Here is a 13485-nt window from a genome sequence, read left to right as displayed (position 1 = left end):
GGAAGCCACCGCCACCAACACGGCGGTCGCGGGCACCGTTCAGCCCATCGTGTCCGACCTCAACGCGCGGGCCCGCAACGGCGACACCTACCGAACGCTTGTTCGAGCAAGTGGCGCTCGTGGGCGCCGTACATCACGACGGTGCCGGGGAAGATGTCGCGCAGTGCGTCGGCGTACTTGGGTCCGTACACGACGTCGAAGTGGCTGGAGGCCTGCACGGTGGCCATGATGTTGACGCCCAGGCCCGCCGACTCGCCCACGTAGTTGAGCAGCGCGGGAAGGGGGCAGGAGTTGCACACCTCGTCGAGTTCGAGCAGCAACCGGTGCTCGAGTTCATGTTGAGCCGTTCGCTTGCGGAAGTGGCGGATGATGGAGTCGATCAGCGCCACCGCCGCGCCGGCGACCGTGCCGGTGTTGGGTGCGATGACGAACAGGCTGGCATCGGGGTCGTCGAGCATTGAGACGTCGAAGGATTCGATGCTCAGCTCGTCGACTGCGCTGAGGCGGTCGAGATGCTCGGTGGCGCTGAGCCCGAGACGGACCCACGGTGTGACGGCCTTGGAGACGGTGATGGCCACGCTGTCGCGCATGCGGCTGTTCATCGTGAGCACGCGCTGCATGGGGTCGGCGAGCATCGGGTGCGGGCAGAGGGCGGCCGCGGTCATCCAGGACGGCGTGGCTTGCAGCGACATCTGGCCGCCGCCCTGGCTATCCTCCTCGTCGTCGACACCGAGGTTCTCGACGGCTTCGAGGACTCAGGGCATGCCCTGGCTGTTGCCTTGGGGGCTGGCCGCGTACAGCAGGCACGCCAGTGGGCGGCTGGCCGTCGACTCCCACAGGCCGCCAGCGGCCACGGTCTGGCCGCTGGACGCTCCACCGAAGCCGACACCAGAGGTTGCCAGCATGGTCTCGGCGACCGTGAGGGCTTCATCGGCCGACCCGATCGACGCGGTGGGATCGCTGACCATAGACCGCACCCCTGCTGGCCAGACGAGTGTCTTCTCCGGGCGCAGGTCGATGACGCCGGTCGGGCCGGTTACGCCGCGGCGCATGAGCACCAGTTCGGCGAGGTCCTCCTTGCTGGACACGGCTACCAGGGGTCCAGGATGCAGCACCGCAGCCGGGGCCAACAGGCGCCGTGTCTTACCGGTGCGCCTGGGTGCGCTGATGGCCAAATGCGGTGCGCCCTGAACCTTCTCGTACTGCTCGTTGTCGTTGACGACCAACCCGCAGTACGGGCTGTAGGGCTCGGGCCGCTTGCTCATGGGCTACATCGTGGCGGGCGGCACGCGCAGCAGTCCACCACCAGAGCCGGATTAGCTGTCCAGGACATTTCCTCGGATAAACGACCCCTTGCCGCGCGCCAGAAACGGTGGCCACTGGGTGTTCAACTGGTGACTGTGCGCAGTTGAACACCCACCGAGTGCGCTAGGAGTGCGACGACCAGCACGTGTAAAGGCCGTCCAGCGTGGCGGCGGGTTTGGCGGCCCGAACGACGCTGAGCAGCAACTTGTCGTCGTTGGTCCACACCACGACGGGTTGGCCGCCCTGCAGCCCGCAGAAGACGGTCCCCCGTACAACGTCCGGGCTGTCGTTGCGACGCCACGGCCCCGGTGTTCAGTGGCCCTCTCGACAGTTGTCGACCGAACTCATTGATAACCCCTTGGTGATGGGTTTAGCATCGCCATCGAGGTCGTCATGAACCGCGCGGGCCGGCACGCTGGCTGGCCAATACTCTGCTGCCGGCGGGGGTCACGCGGCTGGTGAACATCAAGTCGCCGGGTGTGTTTATGCGGGTCAGCGGATGGTCGTCGTCGCTTACGTCGAAAAGTGGTGCGAATCGCTTGGGCGACGGACTTCTGCGTTGAGGTGGACGGCTGGGGCATCGACAGAAGCTAGTGCGATTCCGACTGCCACTGGTAGCTCTCGTTGGCGCTGAGGTCGGAGTCGGCGGTGAGAAAGCCGGCCTGCACGATGAGGTCGCGATGGTCATGTCCGCGACCCTCGATGACGGCGTGGCCGCTACAAGAAGTACACGTGCTCGGGCGTGACGATCGATGTGATGGTGCTGGCGAGTAGTTCCGCGAACTTCGCCTTGGAGGCGTCGGAATTCACGACGACCGCCAGCGTGGCCTCCCGGTCCGGAAGGTATACCGCGACGGTGATGTAGCCGGCGATAGCCACGTTGTGCCCGACCTACCACGGAGCGTTGAAGATCGCGAATGCGTAATCCATGCCGTCGGCTATTGCGCCGCGCCGACCGCGATCGACTGGCCCACCGCCCCGACCATGCCACGGTGGAGATAACCCCTTCACCACCCGCAGCAACTCGTCGAGGTTGCGGCCGGTGCTCAGCGGGTAGTAAATGAGTGCGGACGACGCCGGCGGGGTCCACGATGAACACCGCGCGGACGGCTTTGGTGGAGTCCTCGCCGGGGCATGATCATGCCGTACCTGCGGGCGACCTCCATCGTGATGTCTTCGATGAGCGGGAACGTTACCTCCACTCGGCTCACCCCGTTGAAGGCGATCTTCTCCCTGATGGTGCGCAGCCACGCGATGTGGCTGTAGAGTCCGTCGACCGACAAGTCGACCAGTTCGGGTGTTGTACTTGCCGAACTCGTCCTGCATCGAGGCGAACGCGATGAATTCGCTGGTACATACAGGCGTGAAATCGGCCGGACGGGAGAACGGAGAACAAGATCACCGACTTAATTCTTGTAGTCTCCCCGGAAAGTTGATCGGTCCCTGTGTTGTCGATGCGGTGAATTCCGGCGCTGGATCGCCGATGAGGGGCATCACTGCCACGACTTCGGATGCATTGTCCGCGCTTGTCATCATTGACCTCCATGGTTTTGGGGATGAAAGTTTCCTACCGCAACTCTATACCCGGAGGGGTATAGACCAGCCTCCTGTCCCGGCGGCTGTGACGCACAGATTCCACTGCCGTTCCAGTGCATCGGTCAACGCGCGAGACACCGTCGAACTCACCCCTTCGGTTTCGGTGCCACTAACGGGGCCGGGTGTTTACCATCTTCCTGTCAAGCAACCGGTTCAGTGGGCATCGCGAGGGTGATCCAGTCGTGAAGTCCACCTCGATAATAGGCCAGGGCGGAGGCTGGAAATCCGTTCTTCAGCAGTTCGCGGATGGCGTCGGGAGATTGGGGGCATTGCGGGCCGTTGCAGAACAAGACGTTTACTCGTGACGCATCGAGTTCACTGCTTCGGTGCGCAATCTCGTTGTGAGGGATGCTGACAGCTCCCGGGATGGTCACGCCGCTTCTCGAATCGGGTAGTCGAGTGTCGAGGAGGAGGGCTCCGCTGCGCAGGCTCTCGATCAGTTCGAGCTCGGCGACGGTCACGACGCCCGGCGCGCATTGCAGGGGCTGCAATTCCCCCCAGGTGGTATCGACCGCCACGAGGTCTGCTTCGTGTTCCAGCGGCTGAGGGACACTGGAGGGAGCGTGTTGACGGCTTCTGGATTGACGCTGGACGTTAACGGGTGCATTCGGCATGCCCGCAGCCTAACTAACTACGCCGGCCCGATTGCCGGCGGTCGGCGCTGAGGGAATCGATCACTGCCCGCACTTTCGTCAAGACCTGTTCGGCAAAGGGAGAGGTCGGTGTCGCCGGTTACGTCCACGAGTAGTGGTGGGGTTCATGGCTGCGTGGACGACGCGTGCATCGGTCGGATCGGCGCCGGCCACGACGTTGCCCTGGTGGCGGGTTGCACGCGCCCAGGATCGGATGGTCCCCCTATGTCCTCACTAACTGTGGTTCTCAGCGTGGTCTTCCCATGGATCTCGGGCAGAATGCCCACTCCGTTCTGCGCCAGTACTTCTCGCGCACGCTTGTTGAGCGTCCCTCTGGATGACGACCACGGAGGGTGTCTCGGTCACTTCCGATGCCGATGAGAGTTCGGGCTGCGGAACTTCGTCTGCACCACCACTGTGTCGACCTACGGCGGTACCCCCGATGACCGGCCCGCGCCGGACTGTCGGACCGAGCGTTGAGGGGCATCGTGACGGACGGGCGTCGTCGGCACGCTAAGTGACGGCAGGGACGCGAGACCTGTTGCGCCCAAGCCGAACTGACCCCTTCGCCAATCCGCGGTGTAGTAGGCAACACTGATGCAGCGCGAACGCAGTGCCCGACAATGATCGTCATCCGCCGACCCCAGGACGCCGAGGCCCACCTCGCCGACGCCGTCATGTGCTGCCCGCACTGCGGCGGCACGCTGGCCAAATGGGGATACGCGCGCGAACGCACCGTCCGCGCGCCGGGTGCCGCGACAGTGACCGTGCGCCCGCGGCGACTGCGGTGCCGCAACTGCACCACCACCCACATCCTGCTGCCGACCGCATTGCAGCCGCGCCGCGCCGACACCACCGAGGTGATCGGAATAGCGTTGGCGCACAAGGTGAATGGCTTGGGGTTCCGGCGCATCGCCACCCTCATGGGCCGGTCCGAATCAACGGTGCGGCGCTGGCTGCGCCGCGCCACCGACACACACCTGAACTGGGCATGCCAACAGGGCGCGACGCGACTGATCCAACTTGCCCCTGAGGCGTTCACCGAGATCCGCTACGCCGGCAACCAGCTGCGGTACACACTGACCATCCTCAGCGCGGCCGCCTACTGGGACCGCCGCCGTTGCGGGTTCGAGGAACCACCGTGGACGCTGATCGGCATGTACACCCGCGGCCGCCTCCTGGCCCCACCGCGCAGCGGCTGAAATCGAGTCCACCGCGCGCGTCGATGCTCGCGGCACGGCGTCACTGCCTCGCCGACCGACCATCACCATGCCGACGATGCCGTCACCGCACCGATCACCCCGTCAAGCTGCCGACCAGCGGCCCCAACCTCGTCTTCATCGACAGTGACGGCTTCATCGTCATATTCAGTGACGGACAACACGCGCTGAGCCGGCGGCGTCGAATGTGGTGTGCAGCGCGGTCGAGATTGCAATGCTCATCGCGTGGTTCCTCTCGTTTTGGGCCGTGGCCGGCGGTGGACCGATACGGGCGTCAGACGTCGGGGCCGAGTCCGGGTTTCGGACGGGCTTGGCCGAGGATGTGGGCGAATCGGGGAAAGTGCCGCAGCGGCGCGTAAGAGAACCGGTCCAGTGTTTCGATGTCGAAGCCGGCGGCCCGGATCGCTGCGGTGGTGTCGCGGTTGGGATGGCAACCGCCGCCGATCCGCGACCACAGCGGGGTGATCGCATCCTCGAGCAGACCCAGCCAGGGGGTCTGCGAGCGTACGTGTTCGAAGAACCGCAGCTGCCCGTCGGGCTTGAGGGACGCGGCGCATCTCGGCCAGCGCCGCCCGCTGATCGGGAACCGAGCACAGCACCAGTGATGCCACCACCGCGTCGAAGCCGCCGTCCTCGACCGGCAGCGCCGTGGCGTGTCCGGCGAGCACCTGCACCGGTACCGGCGCCGACTCGGCGGCCTGGGCGGCCAGGCCGCGCAGGTGGTCATCGGGCTCCACGGCCACAACTTCGGCGACGGTGGGCGGATAGTGGCCGAAGTTCAAGCCGTTGCCGGCACCGACCTCGATGACGCGGCCCGACAAGCCGGCCAGGGCATGGTCGAGGCGTTCGGCGGTTCCCCGTTCCTCCGATTCGGCGCTGATGCGTTCATACATCCGGGCGAAGCGCGGATGTTGGAACGTTGACAGATCCATGCGCCGTCCTTTCATCCGTCGGCTGGTGTCGGCTGCTCATACTCCGGCCAACTCCAGGTTCGTTGGGTCAGCTGTGCCCGTGATGGGCAGGCGGCGGCTGGGTTTCCGCGACGGGTGGCGCGGGGATGTTGAGCGCTATGGTGGCGGGGCCGGCCGCAGGTCGTCGGGTCGAGTAGCTGATCCCATTCGGCTCGACACCGACCGCGACGGTCGCCGCCACCGTCTGGCTGGCCAAGTCGATGACGGAGACCGCGTTGTCGTAGCTGTCGGTGACCCAGGCCCGCGTGCCGGCGCGGTCGATCACCACGCCGTGCGGCCCGGCGCCAGTGGGAACCGCGGCGCGTAGCGCCATCGTGGTGGTGTCGATCAGTGACGCTGCATGCCCTGGGGCTTCGCGGGTACCTTGATCGGCTGACACCACCGTCGCCTCATCGGGGGTCAGGTACAGCTGCACCGGTGAGGCCGACACGGCGACGCTGCCGACCACCTTGCGCGCACTGAGGTCCACTTTCACCACCGCAGGTGGTTGGGTCGTGCCGGTGTAGGCAAAGCGGCCGTCGGCGGTGACCGCGACCTGCGCTGGTCCATCGCCCACGGGTACGGCGCCCAGCATCCGGTCGGTGCGGGGGTCGATCAGGTCCACCGCTCCGGCCATGTGGTTGGCGATTACGATCACCGAACCGCCTGCGGCTGCACGCAGCCCGTGCGGCGTCCCGCCCACGTCGATGCGGCCCACCGGCTGCAGGTTCGGGCTCTGATACACCGAGACGGTGCCGTCCCCGGAGTTGGCCACATAGACCTTGCCGTTGGGAGCCTCGATCACATGGGCCGGCTCCGGCCCCGTCGGGGCGGTCGCCGTGACGCGGTAGGTCGCGGCGTCGATGGCGACCACCGTGTTGGTGGTGTTGCTGGACGCATATACCGTGGCGCCGTCATGGCCGACCTGCACGTTGTGTGGCCCTGGCATTCCGGTCAGGGTTGTCGATACTGTGTTGGTGGCCGCGTCGAGGACCGTCAGGCTGTTTCCGCCTTCGTCGGCCACCCACACCGATCCGGTCGCGTCGGCGGGCGCCCGTGACGCGGGGTTGGTCGTTGACTGCCCTGAGTCGGTCGTCTGGCCAGCGGAACAGGCTGAAACGGCAGCGAGCAAGGCGGCGGCCAGAGCAGCGCGTGTTTTGCTGGTGACCGCGCCGGTCCGCAAACGATTCAGACGAGGCCGTCGGCGTCGGGATGCGTCGGAAAAGCTCATCGACATGGGGACTGCATACCCCGGTAGGTATCGCTCAAACGCATATGCACGCAGCCAGTGTAGGCACAGCAATTGCCGCGACCGCCGGTATCGCGGGCGCTCGCTGATGAGGAACACGACGCACTCACGCCAGAGATGACTTCAGCGACATCCTCAGCGGGTATGGCGCCTCGTAAGAAGTCGTCGAAAGCGCCTGTAATCGATAACTCGCCAGGCAAGGCGCGCTAGAAACGGACTCGCCGATCGACCACCCGCCGATGGCGCCGGATCCTACTGCCCGGGCCCCATACCTCCGGGCGCCATCGGGCCGGGCCCCATATCGCCGGGCTCCATCGGGCCTGATCCCATACCGCCGGGCGCCATCATCGGGCCAGACCCCATACCTCCGGGCATACCGGGGTTCATCGGCAGGCCGCACCTGGTGCTCAGATCCTGAACCGGCTGGTGGATATTTCGTAAGGCGGCAGCGACGTCGGGATGGGTGTCGTTGTAGGCCTTGATCACGTCGTGTCGCTCCTGTGGCGTGGCCTGACTCCTGGCGTCCACAAACACCTGCTGGACATCCGGGCGCGAGTCTAGATAATCGGCCATCTGAGTCATCGCTGCGGCGTGCGCACGCATGACTGCCGCCGGGGAACACGGATCTGGCGCCGGCTGGGCTGTCGCAGCGCCCGCAGCAGCCAGCGCCACCACTCCGGCGACGCTAGCAGCGGCGATGAACCGCGGCGTGCATCCGCCCGTAAATCGTTGCCTCACTGTCATCGTTCCTCCTGATCGCTCTACTGAACAACACCCCTGGTTCCCGCTGAACCGACGATGGTCGAAACTTCGCAAACACGGCGAGATCGGTCGCCGACCGCATTCGTCCACCGGAGCCTGCCCCCAATCGACACTACGCGCTCGACGACTCGAGAATTCCCACGTCTCGCTTGCTGCCGTTTGCGGACGCACAGATGACGTGGACGCAGACCATATCCAATGCGCCATTCGGGTTGCGCCCCGCCGACACCACCCCAAGATGTCGGACTCCCATCGTTGATGAGTGCGCCGCCTGCGTAGGGGGATACGGCGCCGAGATCTGATCATTCTGCGCGGCGAGCGGTTAGCCGTGCACGTTGACGGTGGCCATCATGCCGGCGTCTTCGTGATCGAGAATATGGCAGTGGTAGACGCTGCGGCCGGCGAATCTGGTGAAGGCGATGCGCAGCCGGACCCAGCCCTGCGGCGGGATTAACACCACGTCCTGTGGTACCCCGAGGGGTGGGGTGTTGTCGCTGCTGGCCAGTACGGTAAACGGCCAGACATGCAAGTGAAATGGGTGCGCCAGCGTGCTGGTGTTGGTGACGGTCCAGTCCTCGACCGACCCCAAGGTGGTCGACTGGTCATCGCGCGTCGGATCGAAGATGCGTCCGTCTATGGTGAAGGTCATCCCGCCACCTCCCATACCCATGCCCATGCCCATTTGGAACGCGATTTGGCGTTGGGCGACTACCGGTCCGGCGGGACGTGCTTCCACCGGCACGGATGCGGGCAGCGGGGCAGCGCTGGCCGGTGGCCCGTCGACGGTCATGGTGGCCAGGGTGACCGGTTCGCTGGAGTCAGTCCCGCCTCCCATCATGCCCATGCCGCCGCGTTGGAACGGTTCAGTGATGAGCTCGAAGCGGCCGGGGGCCGCCGGGTGAACGATGACGTCGGCGCGGTTACCGGGGGCCAGCATCAGCTGGCCGGTGCGCGCCGGGCGGGGAAGGTAACTGCCGTCCTGGGCGATGTGCAGCAGGTCGTGGCCCTGCAGCGCAACGACCAGCACCCGTGATACGCAGCCGTTGATGATCCGCCAGCGTTGCAGCGCCCCGGGGGCGGCCGCAATGGCGGGTTGATGCTGGCCATTGACCAACACCAGCTGGCCTTCGCGTCCCATGGCGCGCTCCATGGCGCTGGGCCGGGCAACGCGGCCGTCGCCGGTCAACGTGATGTCGGTGACCAGCAGCACCCGGTCGGCCGCTACCGCAAACTCCGGTTGCTGCCCAGGGGCTGGATCGACCAGCAAGGCACCGGCCAGGCCGCCGAAAATTTGGTCGGCCACCACGCCGTGGTGATGCGGGTGATACCAGAAGGTCCCGGTCGGATGATCGGGCGGAATGCGAATGCTGTAGTCCAACGAGGTGCCCGGGTCGACGCGCAGGAAGGGGTTGTCGCTATTGCCCAGTGGTGACACCCGCAAGCCGTGGGTGTGCAGATTGGTCGGCTGATCGAGTTGGTTGACGAGGCGCACTGCCAGCTCGTCGCCAGGGTGTACTTTCAGGGTGGGTCCCGGTAAGGAACCGTTGTATCCCAATGCATGGGTTTCGCGCCCGATTAGCCGTGCCCCCGCCGCGGCGGTGAGTTGCACCTGCAGTCGCCCGTCACGACTGTCCAGCCGCGTCGGCTGGGTCAACTCAGCTCCAGTGTCAGCAGCATCTGACCAGTCACCCGAACCGGGGCCGCGAGAACTCGCCATCCAGCCAGTCACGCCGGACGCGACGGCGGTGGCGCCGAGCGCACCGAGAGTGATGGCGTGCCGCCGACTGATCGGTGCCGGCGTCATGTCAGCTGGTTGCGGCGCCGCAGGTATTCGTCTTCATCGATCTCGCCCTTCGCGTACCGCTCGTCGAGGATCCGGCGGGCCGAATTCTGCTGAGGCGGAATGGGCCCGACACTTCGATCAGCGACCAACCGGTACCCGAGGTACACGATCAACGAAATCCCGATAAGCACCAGCAGCGGCCAAGCAAGCCACCATCCGCCCATTGAGGTACCACTCATCACCGTCGTTACCTCCGTTGCCAACATCATTCAGGTTCACGGTCCAGTCCCCGAGCGCAGCGGCTCGTTTCCGTCAGCCCACGACCGCACCGCTTCAGGTGTGCGCTGCAGCGCGGTCCGTGGCCACTCGGTTCGAACGCAACGCGCTATATACCCCGAGGGGTAAGCCAGGACAGCTGCCACTGTACCCCCGCGACCGAGGCGTTCATCCTCGACCGCGCTACCCCCGACGGCTATTCGGATAGTTCTGATACCGCCTCCTACCAATTCCGATGGTGCCCATCTTGTCCTTGAGTCGGCGAATGCTGACCCCGTTGGGTGTGCCGTCGTGTCGGATTCGCGGGACCACGAACATCGCGAGGCCCTTCGTTCCGGGCACATCGGGATTGACCCGGGCCAGGGTGACGATGAGGTCAGCGCCGACGCTGGAAGCAAACCACTTCTCGCCAATCAGCCGCCACTGGCCGGTCGGGACGATCGCGGACAGCAGTTCGTCGCGTTGCTCGACGGTGGCGAAGCGCTCCAGCACGGTGACGGTGCCGTGGCGAGTTCCGGCGGACAACACAACGCCATGTCGGCCTGCCCGACGAGGTAGTCGAAGGCGGCCAGCAGCGGGACTGGCGCCCGACCGTGGCGCTGCAACCCGGTGGGGTCGTGATTCCAGCCGACCAGACCGTAGTCGAAGACCTCGTCGAGGTTGGCCAGCCAGTCCGGGTGATGCTCGACCCGGCTGACGTCACGCCCGAGCTTGTCGTAACGGGTCAACACGTGTCCGACTGCGTCGTAGACGTCGGCTCGTCGCACAGCTCAGTGCCGGCCGGGTTTCCCCCAACTGCGACAACGACTTCTCGGCCCATCGCCGGACCGTGGGCGTCAAGTAGGTGGCCAGGGTCCGAGCCAGGTTGGGATCGGCGGTGTAGTAGTTCACTCCGCGCCCGGACTCCAGTTGCCGGTACCAGCTGTCGCTGGTGGTGGCGTCCAGCGCGAACGGTGGATATATGGGCGATCGATGACGGGTAACTGGCGCGGTGATCGGCCGGCGTGTTCGCCGACTTGAATGGCGACACGTCCATCATCGGGCGCTCCTCGCGATCGGGATCGGATCGGGGGGGCGATTGGACGGGGTCGGTCGGCACTGTTGATTCATGGTGGTCCTCTCCTAGGGGTTGCTGCGGCGGCGTGGTCAGTGGTCGTAGTCGTTCTGGGGGCCCCGCTCAGGGCCCGGTGTTCGGTTGGTGGAGGTGGGGGCTGGCAGCCGGTGGCACAACACTTTCCGGGCTGCCGCGTCGACCTTTGCCGTCCGCCGGCGGCCCCGCGGTCGATCAGGTTGGCCACCAGTTCGGTCTTCTCCGCGATCGGGTACTGGCGCCAGATCTCGCGTTTCATCGCCTCCGGGGAGCCACCGCCGTGCAGGGAGATGATCGAATACCAGCCGCCCTGATAGGAGGCCGTCAGGTCCTCGATCAGCCGTGACACCTCCAGGCGTTGACGCGCCGGGATGTCGTCGCGTCCGCCGAGCACTGCGGCCAGCGCGGCCGTGGTGACCGGATCGTGGTCCTCCTCGGGTCCCGGCAGGGCGACGACCAAGCCGCCGGACACGTAATGGGCGAGGCGGTGCATGTCATAGATCTGGTTGGCCAGCAGGAGTTTGCCGATGTTGGCGAACACCGCATCGGGGGTCACGGTCCCCGAAGGTTCGGCAGCAGCGTAGGTGGAGGCCGTGACCCCGCACGCGTAGAACCCTTCGACGATGGTGATCAGCTCGACCATCGCCTCCCGGATGTGGCCGTGCACGTTCGGGTCCAGGCCGTTCGCCTCGATCATCAACGCACCGGCGCAGATCAGCAGATCCCCGAACCCGGCGCGAGCGCCGATGCACGAATGCCAATGATGCGTGGCGTAAGTCGTGGTCAAGGTGCCCCCAAGTTCGTATTCGGCTTCGAGGAACACCGGTTCCCAGGGGACGAACACGTCATCGAAGATCACCACCGCGGTGGACTGGCCGTACCGGGACGAGAACGTCGCCGCCCGCTCACCTGGGTGCCCTGCCGGGCGCGCCACCATGGTGATGCCAGGGGCATCCACCAGGACCGCGCACGCCACCGCGAAGTCGGCGTCGTCCGCGGTCACCGTGCGACACGGCATCACCAGCAACCCGTGCACGTACGGGGCGCCGGTGACGATGGCCTTGGTGCCGCGGATCACTATGCCATCCGGCCGGCGCTGTGCGACGTGGACGTAGACGTCCGGGTTGTCTTGTGCGCCGCGCCGTTTGGACCGGTCGCCCTTCGCATCGGTCATCGCGACCCCCAGCGTCAGATCCGCGTCCAGCACGCGTGCGAGATAGCCGCTGAACCGTTGGTGGTAGCCGGTGCCGTGTTCGGGTCGGCCCGGAAGCTCACCTGATGCAGGGCCGCGAGTCTGCGTGGCTCAAATACCTTTCCGCGCAACCAGATTCCTGGCAATTCAACCGGACCGCCTCCAGCTTGGCCAACAGCTCCGTTGGCGAGGCGTCCAGCGCTGGCATCCGGTCGACCGTGCGCCCATCCGGGGTGCAAGCGGTCCTGACCTCCCGGCAATGTGATAAGCGCGGCCAGCTGCTCGGAGAAGAAAGACGCGGCAATGTGAGGCTTCGATGCCTGCGCCGGGCCAGTATGGGCAGTCATGTCGCCGGCGCGGCGCTGATATCGCCGCTCTGCGAGGAGGCCAGGGCGCGGGCCATGTCATCGGTGTTGACCACCAGCAGCGACGGATGTCGCCGGCGCGGCGCTGATATCGCCGCTCTGCGAGGAGGCCAGGGCGCGGGCCATGTCATCGGTGTTGACCACCAGCAGCGACGGATCGGCGGCGGCCAAGGCGGCCAATTCCTCCGGAGTGTTACTGCTGAGTCGCCGGGCGCGCTCCCGTTTGCAGGCAACGACCACCTTGCGGGCGTAGCGGCCGTTGCCGGCGATGTCGAGCGCGGTGCCGGCGTCGGTCGGTGTGGCGCGCAAGCGGGTGGCCTCGGCGTGCAGCATGGGCCACGCCTCCTCGGCAAGTGCGATCTTCTCCTTGCCCGCGATGTGGCGCCCGATCGCCACGATTTCGTCGGCGGTGTAGCTGGTGAAGGTCAGGGTGAAGTTGAACCGTGACGCCAGGCCCGGATTGGCGGCCAGGAAGCGGCGCATCTCTTTGGGATAGCCGGCGACGATGACGACCAGCCGGTCGCGGAAGTCCTCCATGTATTTCAGCAGCGTGTTGATGGCGTCCTTGCCGAAGCTGTGGCCCTCGGTCTCTGGGACCAGCCGGTAGGCCTCGTCGATGAACAACACCCCGCCCAACGCCTCTTCGCAGACCTCTTTCATCCGCTGCGCGGTCTGGGAGACGTAACCGACGACAAGGTCCTCCTCGGTGACTTCCATGACCTCGGGGCGCTGAATCTTGCCCAGGCCGAAGAGGATCTCGGCAACAATGCGGGCGAACGTGGTTTTCGCCGTCCCGGGCGGACCTTCCAGGACCATGTGGTTTTCACCGGTCGACGACGTTTCATCGCCCTGAGCGGCCATCAGCTGATCAATCTGAATTTCGGTGCGCCACACCGCGATCTGCTCTTTGGGGTCCTCCAGTCCGATCAGTTCGTCGAGGCGGCGCTTGGCGTTGGCCAGTACTTCTTTCTGCTCTTCGGCCAGTGCGGCCGCGTCGCGCTGGGCGCGGCTGGTCTCGGTGGCCGGGTCCCACTTGTCGGTGCGGGTGGCGATGGTTTCGGGGTC

14 protein-coding genes and 2 pseudogenes are annotated in these 13485 nt (G+C 66.0%); 2 read left to right on the top strand and 14 right to left on the bottom strand.

Annotation, left to right across the window (positions count from 1 at the left end):
- Positions 1-101, top strand: a pseudogene (locus H7I57_RS30970) (DUF1942 domain-containing protein); the annotation flags it as partial.
- Here H7I57_RS30970 and H7I57_RS30965 read toward each other — a convergent pair.
- The 5 genes and pseudogenes from H7I57_RS30965 to H7I57_RS30945 form a co-directional block, all read right to left on the bottom strand.
- Positions 60-458, bottom strand: a complete 399-nt coding sequence (locus H7I57_RS30965; RefSeq protein WP_244880929.1) for a TraM recognition domain-containing protein — start codon at positions 456-458, stop codon at positions 60-62. The pseudogene H7I57_RS30970 and the gene H7I57_RS30965 sit on opposite strands and share 42 nt — an antisense overlap.
- Before the next feature lie 297 nt (positions 459-755).
- A complete protein-coding gene (locus H7I57_RS30960; RefSeq protein ID WP_244880922.1) occupies positions 756-1265 on the bottom strand; it encodes a type IV secretory system conjugative DNA transfer family protein in 510 nt (169 codons plus the stop codon).
- 757 nt (positions 1266-2022) lie between these two features.
- Positions 2023-2184 carry a hypothetical protein gene (locus H7I57_RS30955; RefSeq protein ID WP_158022685.1) on the bottom strand — a complete coding sequence of 54 codons (162 nt, stop codon included), beginning with the start codon at positions 2182-2184 and terminating at the stop codon, positions 2023-2025.
- Positions 2185-2265: 81 nt separating this feature from the next.
- Positions 2266-2838 (bottom strand): annotated as a pseudogene (locus H7I57_RS30950) (peroxiredoxin); the annotation flags it as partial.
- Positions 2839-3041: 203 nt separating this feature from the next.
- Positions 3042-3419, bottom strand: a complete 378-nt coding sequence (locus H7I57_RS30945) for a rhodanese-like domain-containing protein (RefSeq protein ID WP_244880921.1) — start codon at positions 3417-3419, stop codon at positions 3042-3044.
- 737 nt (positions 3420-4156) lie between these two features.
- Between H7I57_RS30945 and H7I57_RS30940 the strand changes: the two genes are divergently transcribed.
- Positions 4157-4735, top strand: coding sequence for a DUF6431 domain-containing protein (locus tag H7I57_RS30940; RefSeq protein WP_013470223.1), 579 nt, complete (start codon positions 4157-4159; stop codon positions 4733-4735).
- Positions 4736-4971: 236 nt separating this feature from the next.
- Here H7I57_RS30940 and H7I57_RS30935 read toward each other — a convergent pair whose 3' ends face one another.
- From H7I57_RS30935 to H7I57_RS30900, 9 genes are all read right to left on the bottom strand, one after another.
- Positions 4972-5646, bottom strand: a complete 675-nt coding sequence (locus tag H7I57_RS30935; protein ID WP_264028364.1) for a class I SAM-dependent methyltransferase — start codon at positions 5644-5646, stop codon at positions 4972-4974.
- 106 nt (positions 5647-5752) lie between these two features.
- A complete protein-coding gene (locus H7I57_RS30930) occupies positions 5753-6727 on the bottom strand; it encodes a YVTN family beta-propeller repeat protein (protein ID WP_264028361.1) in 975 nt (324 codons plus the stop codon).
- Between the two features lie 477 nt (positions 6728-7204).
- Positions 7205-7696, bottom strand: a complete 492-nt coding sequence (locus H7I57_RS30925; protein ID WP_158022684.1) for a hemophore-related protein — start codon at positions 7694-7696, stop codon at positions 7205-7207.
- A gap of 340 nt (positions 7697-8036) precedes the next feature.
- On the bottom strand, positions 8037-9518 hold the full coding sequence (locus H7I57_RS30920; RefSeq protein ID WP_013470219.1) for a multicopper oxidase family protein: 1482 nt from the start codon (positions 9516-9518) through the stop codon (positions 8037-8039).
- On the bottom strand, positions 9515-9736 hold the full coding sequence (locus H7I57_RS30915; protein ID WP_041789318.1) for an SHOCT domain-containing protein: 222 nt from the start codon (positions 9734-9736) through the stop codon (positions 9515-9517). The genes H7I57_RS30920 and H7I57_RS30915 overlap by 4 nt, the downstream gene beginning before the upstream one ends.
- A gap of 220 nt (positions 9737-9956) precedes the next feature.
- Positions 9957-10298 (bottom strand): acyl-CoA dehydrogenase family protein, encoded by a 342-nt coding sequence (locus tag H7I57_RS30910; RefSeq protein WP_158022683.1) that lies wholly within the window; start codon positions 10296-10298, stop codon positions 9957-9959.
- Positions 10187-10504, bottom strand: a complete 318-nt coding sequence (locus H7I57_RS33930; RefSeq protein ID WP_158022682.1) for a hypothetical protein — start codon at positions 10502-10504, stop codon at positions 10187-10189. Before H7I57_RS33930 ends, H7I57_RS30910 begins: the two co-directional genes overlap by 112 nt.
- 375 nt (positions 10505-10879) lie before the next feature.
- Positions 10880-12070 carry a 4-hydroxyphenylacetate 3-hydroxylase C-terminal domain-containing protein gene (locus H7I57_RS30905; RefSeq protein WP_264028359.1) on the bottom strand — a complete coding sequence of 397 codons (1191 nt, stop codon included), beginning with the start codon at positions 12068-12070 and terminating at the stop codon, positions 10880-10882.
- Positions 12071-12459: 389 nt separating this feature from the next.
- A partial coding sequence (locus tag H7I57_RS30900) for an AAA family ATPase (RefSeq protein ID WP_264028357.1) occupies positions 12460-13485 on the bottom strand: 1026 nt, incomplete at its 5' end.

Source organism: Mycolicibacterium pyrenivorans (assembly GCF_025821625.1).
Taxonomy (GTDB): domain Bacteria; phylum Actinomycetota; class Actinomycetes; order Mycobacteriales; family Mycobacteriaceae; genus Mycobacterium; species Mycobacterium pyrenivorans.
Note: the sequence above shows the minus strand (reverse complement) of the source record. Positions and strands in the feature narration are given on the sequence as shown.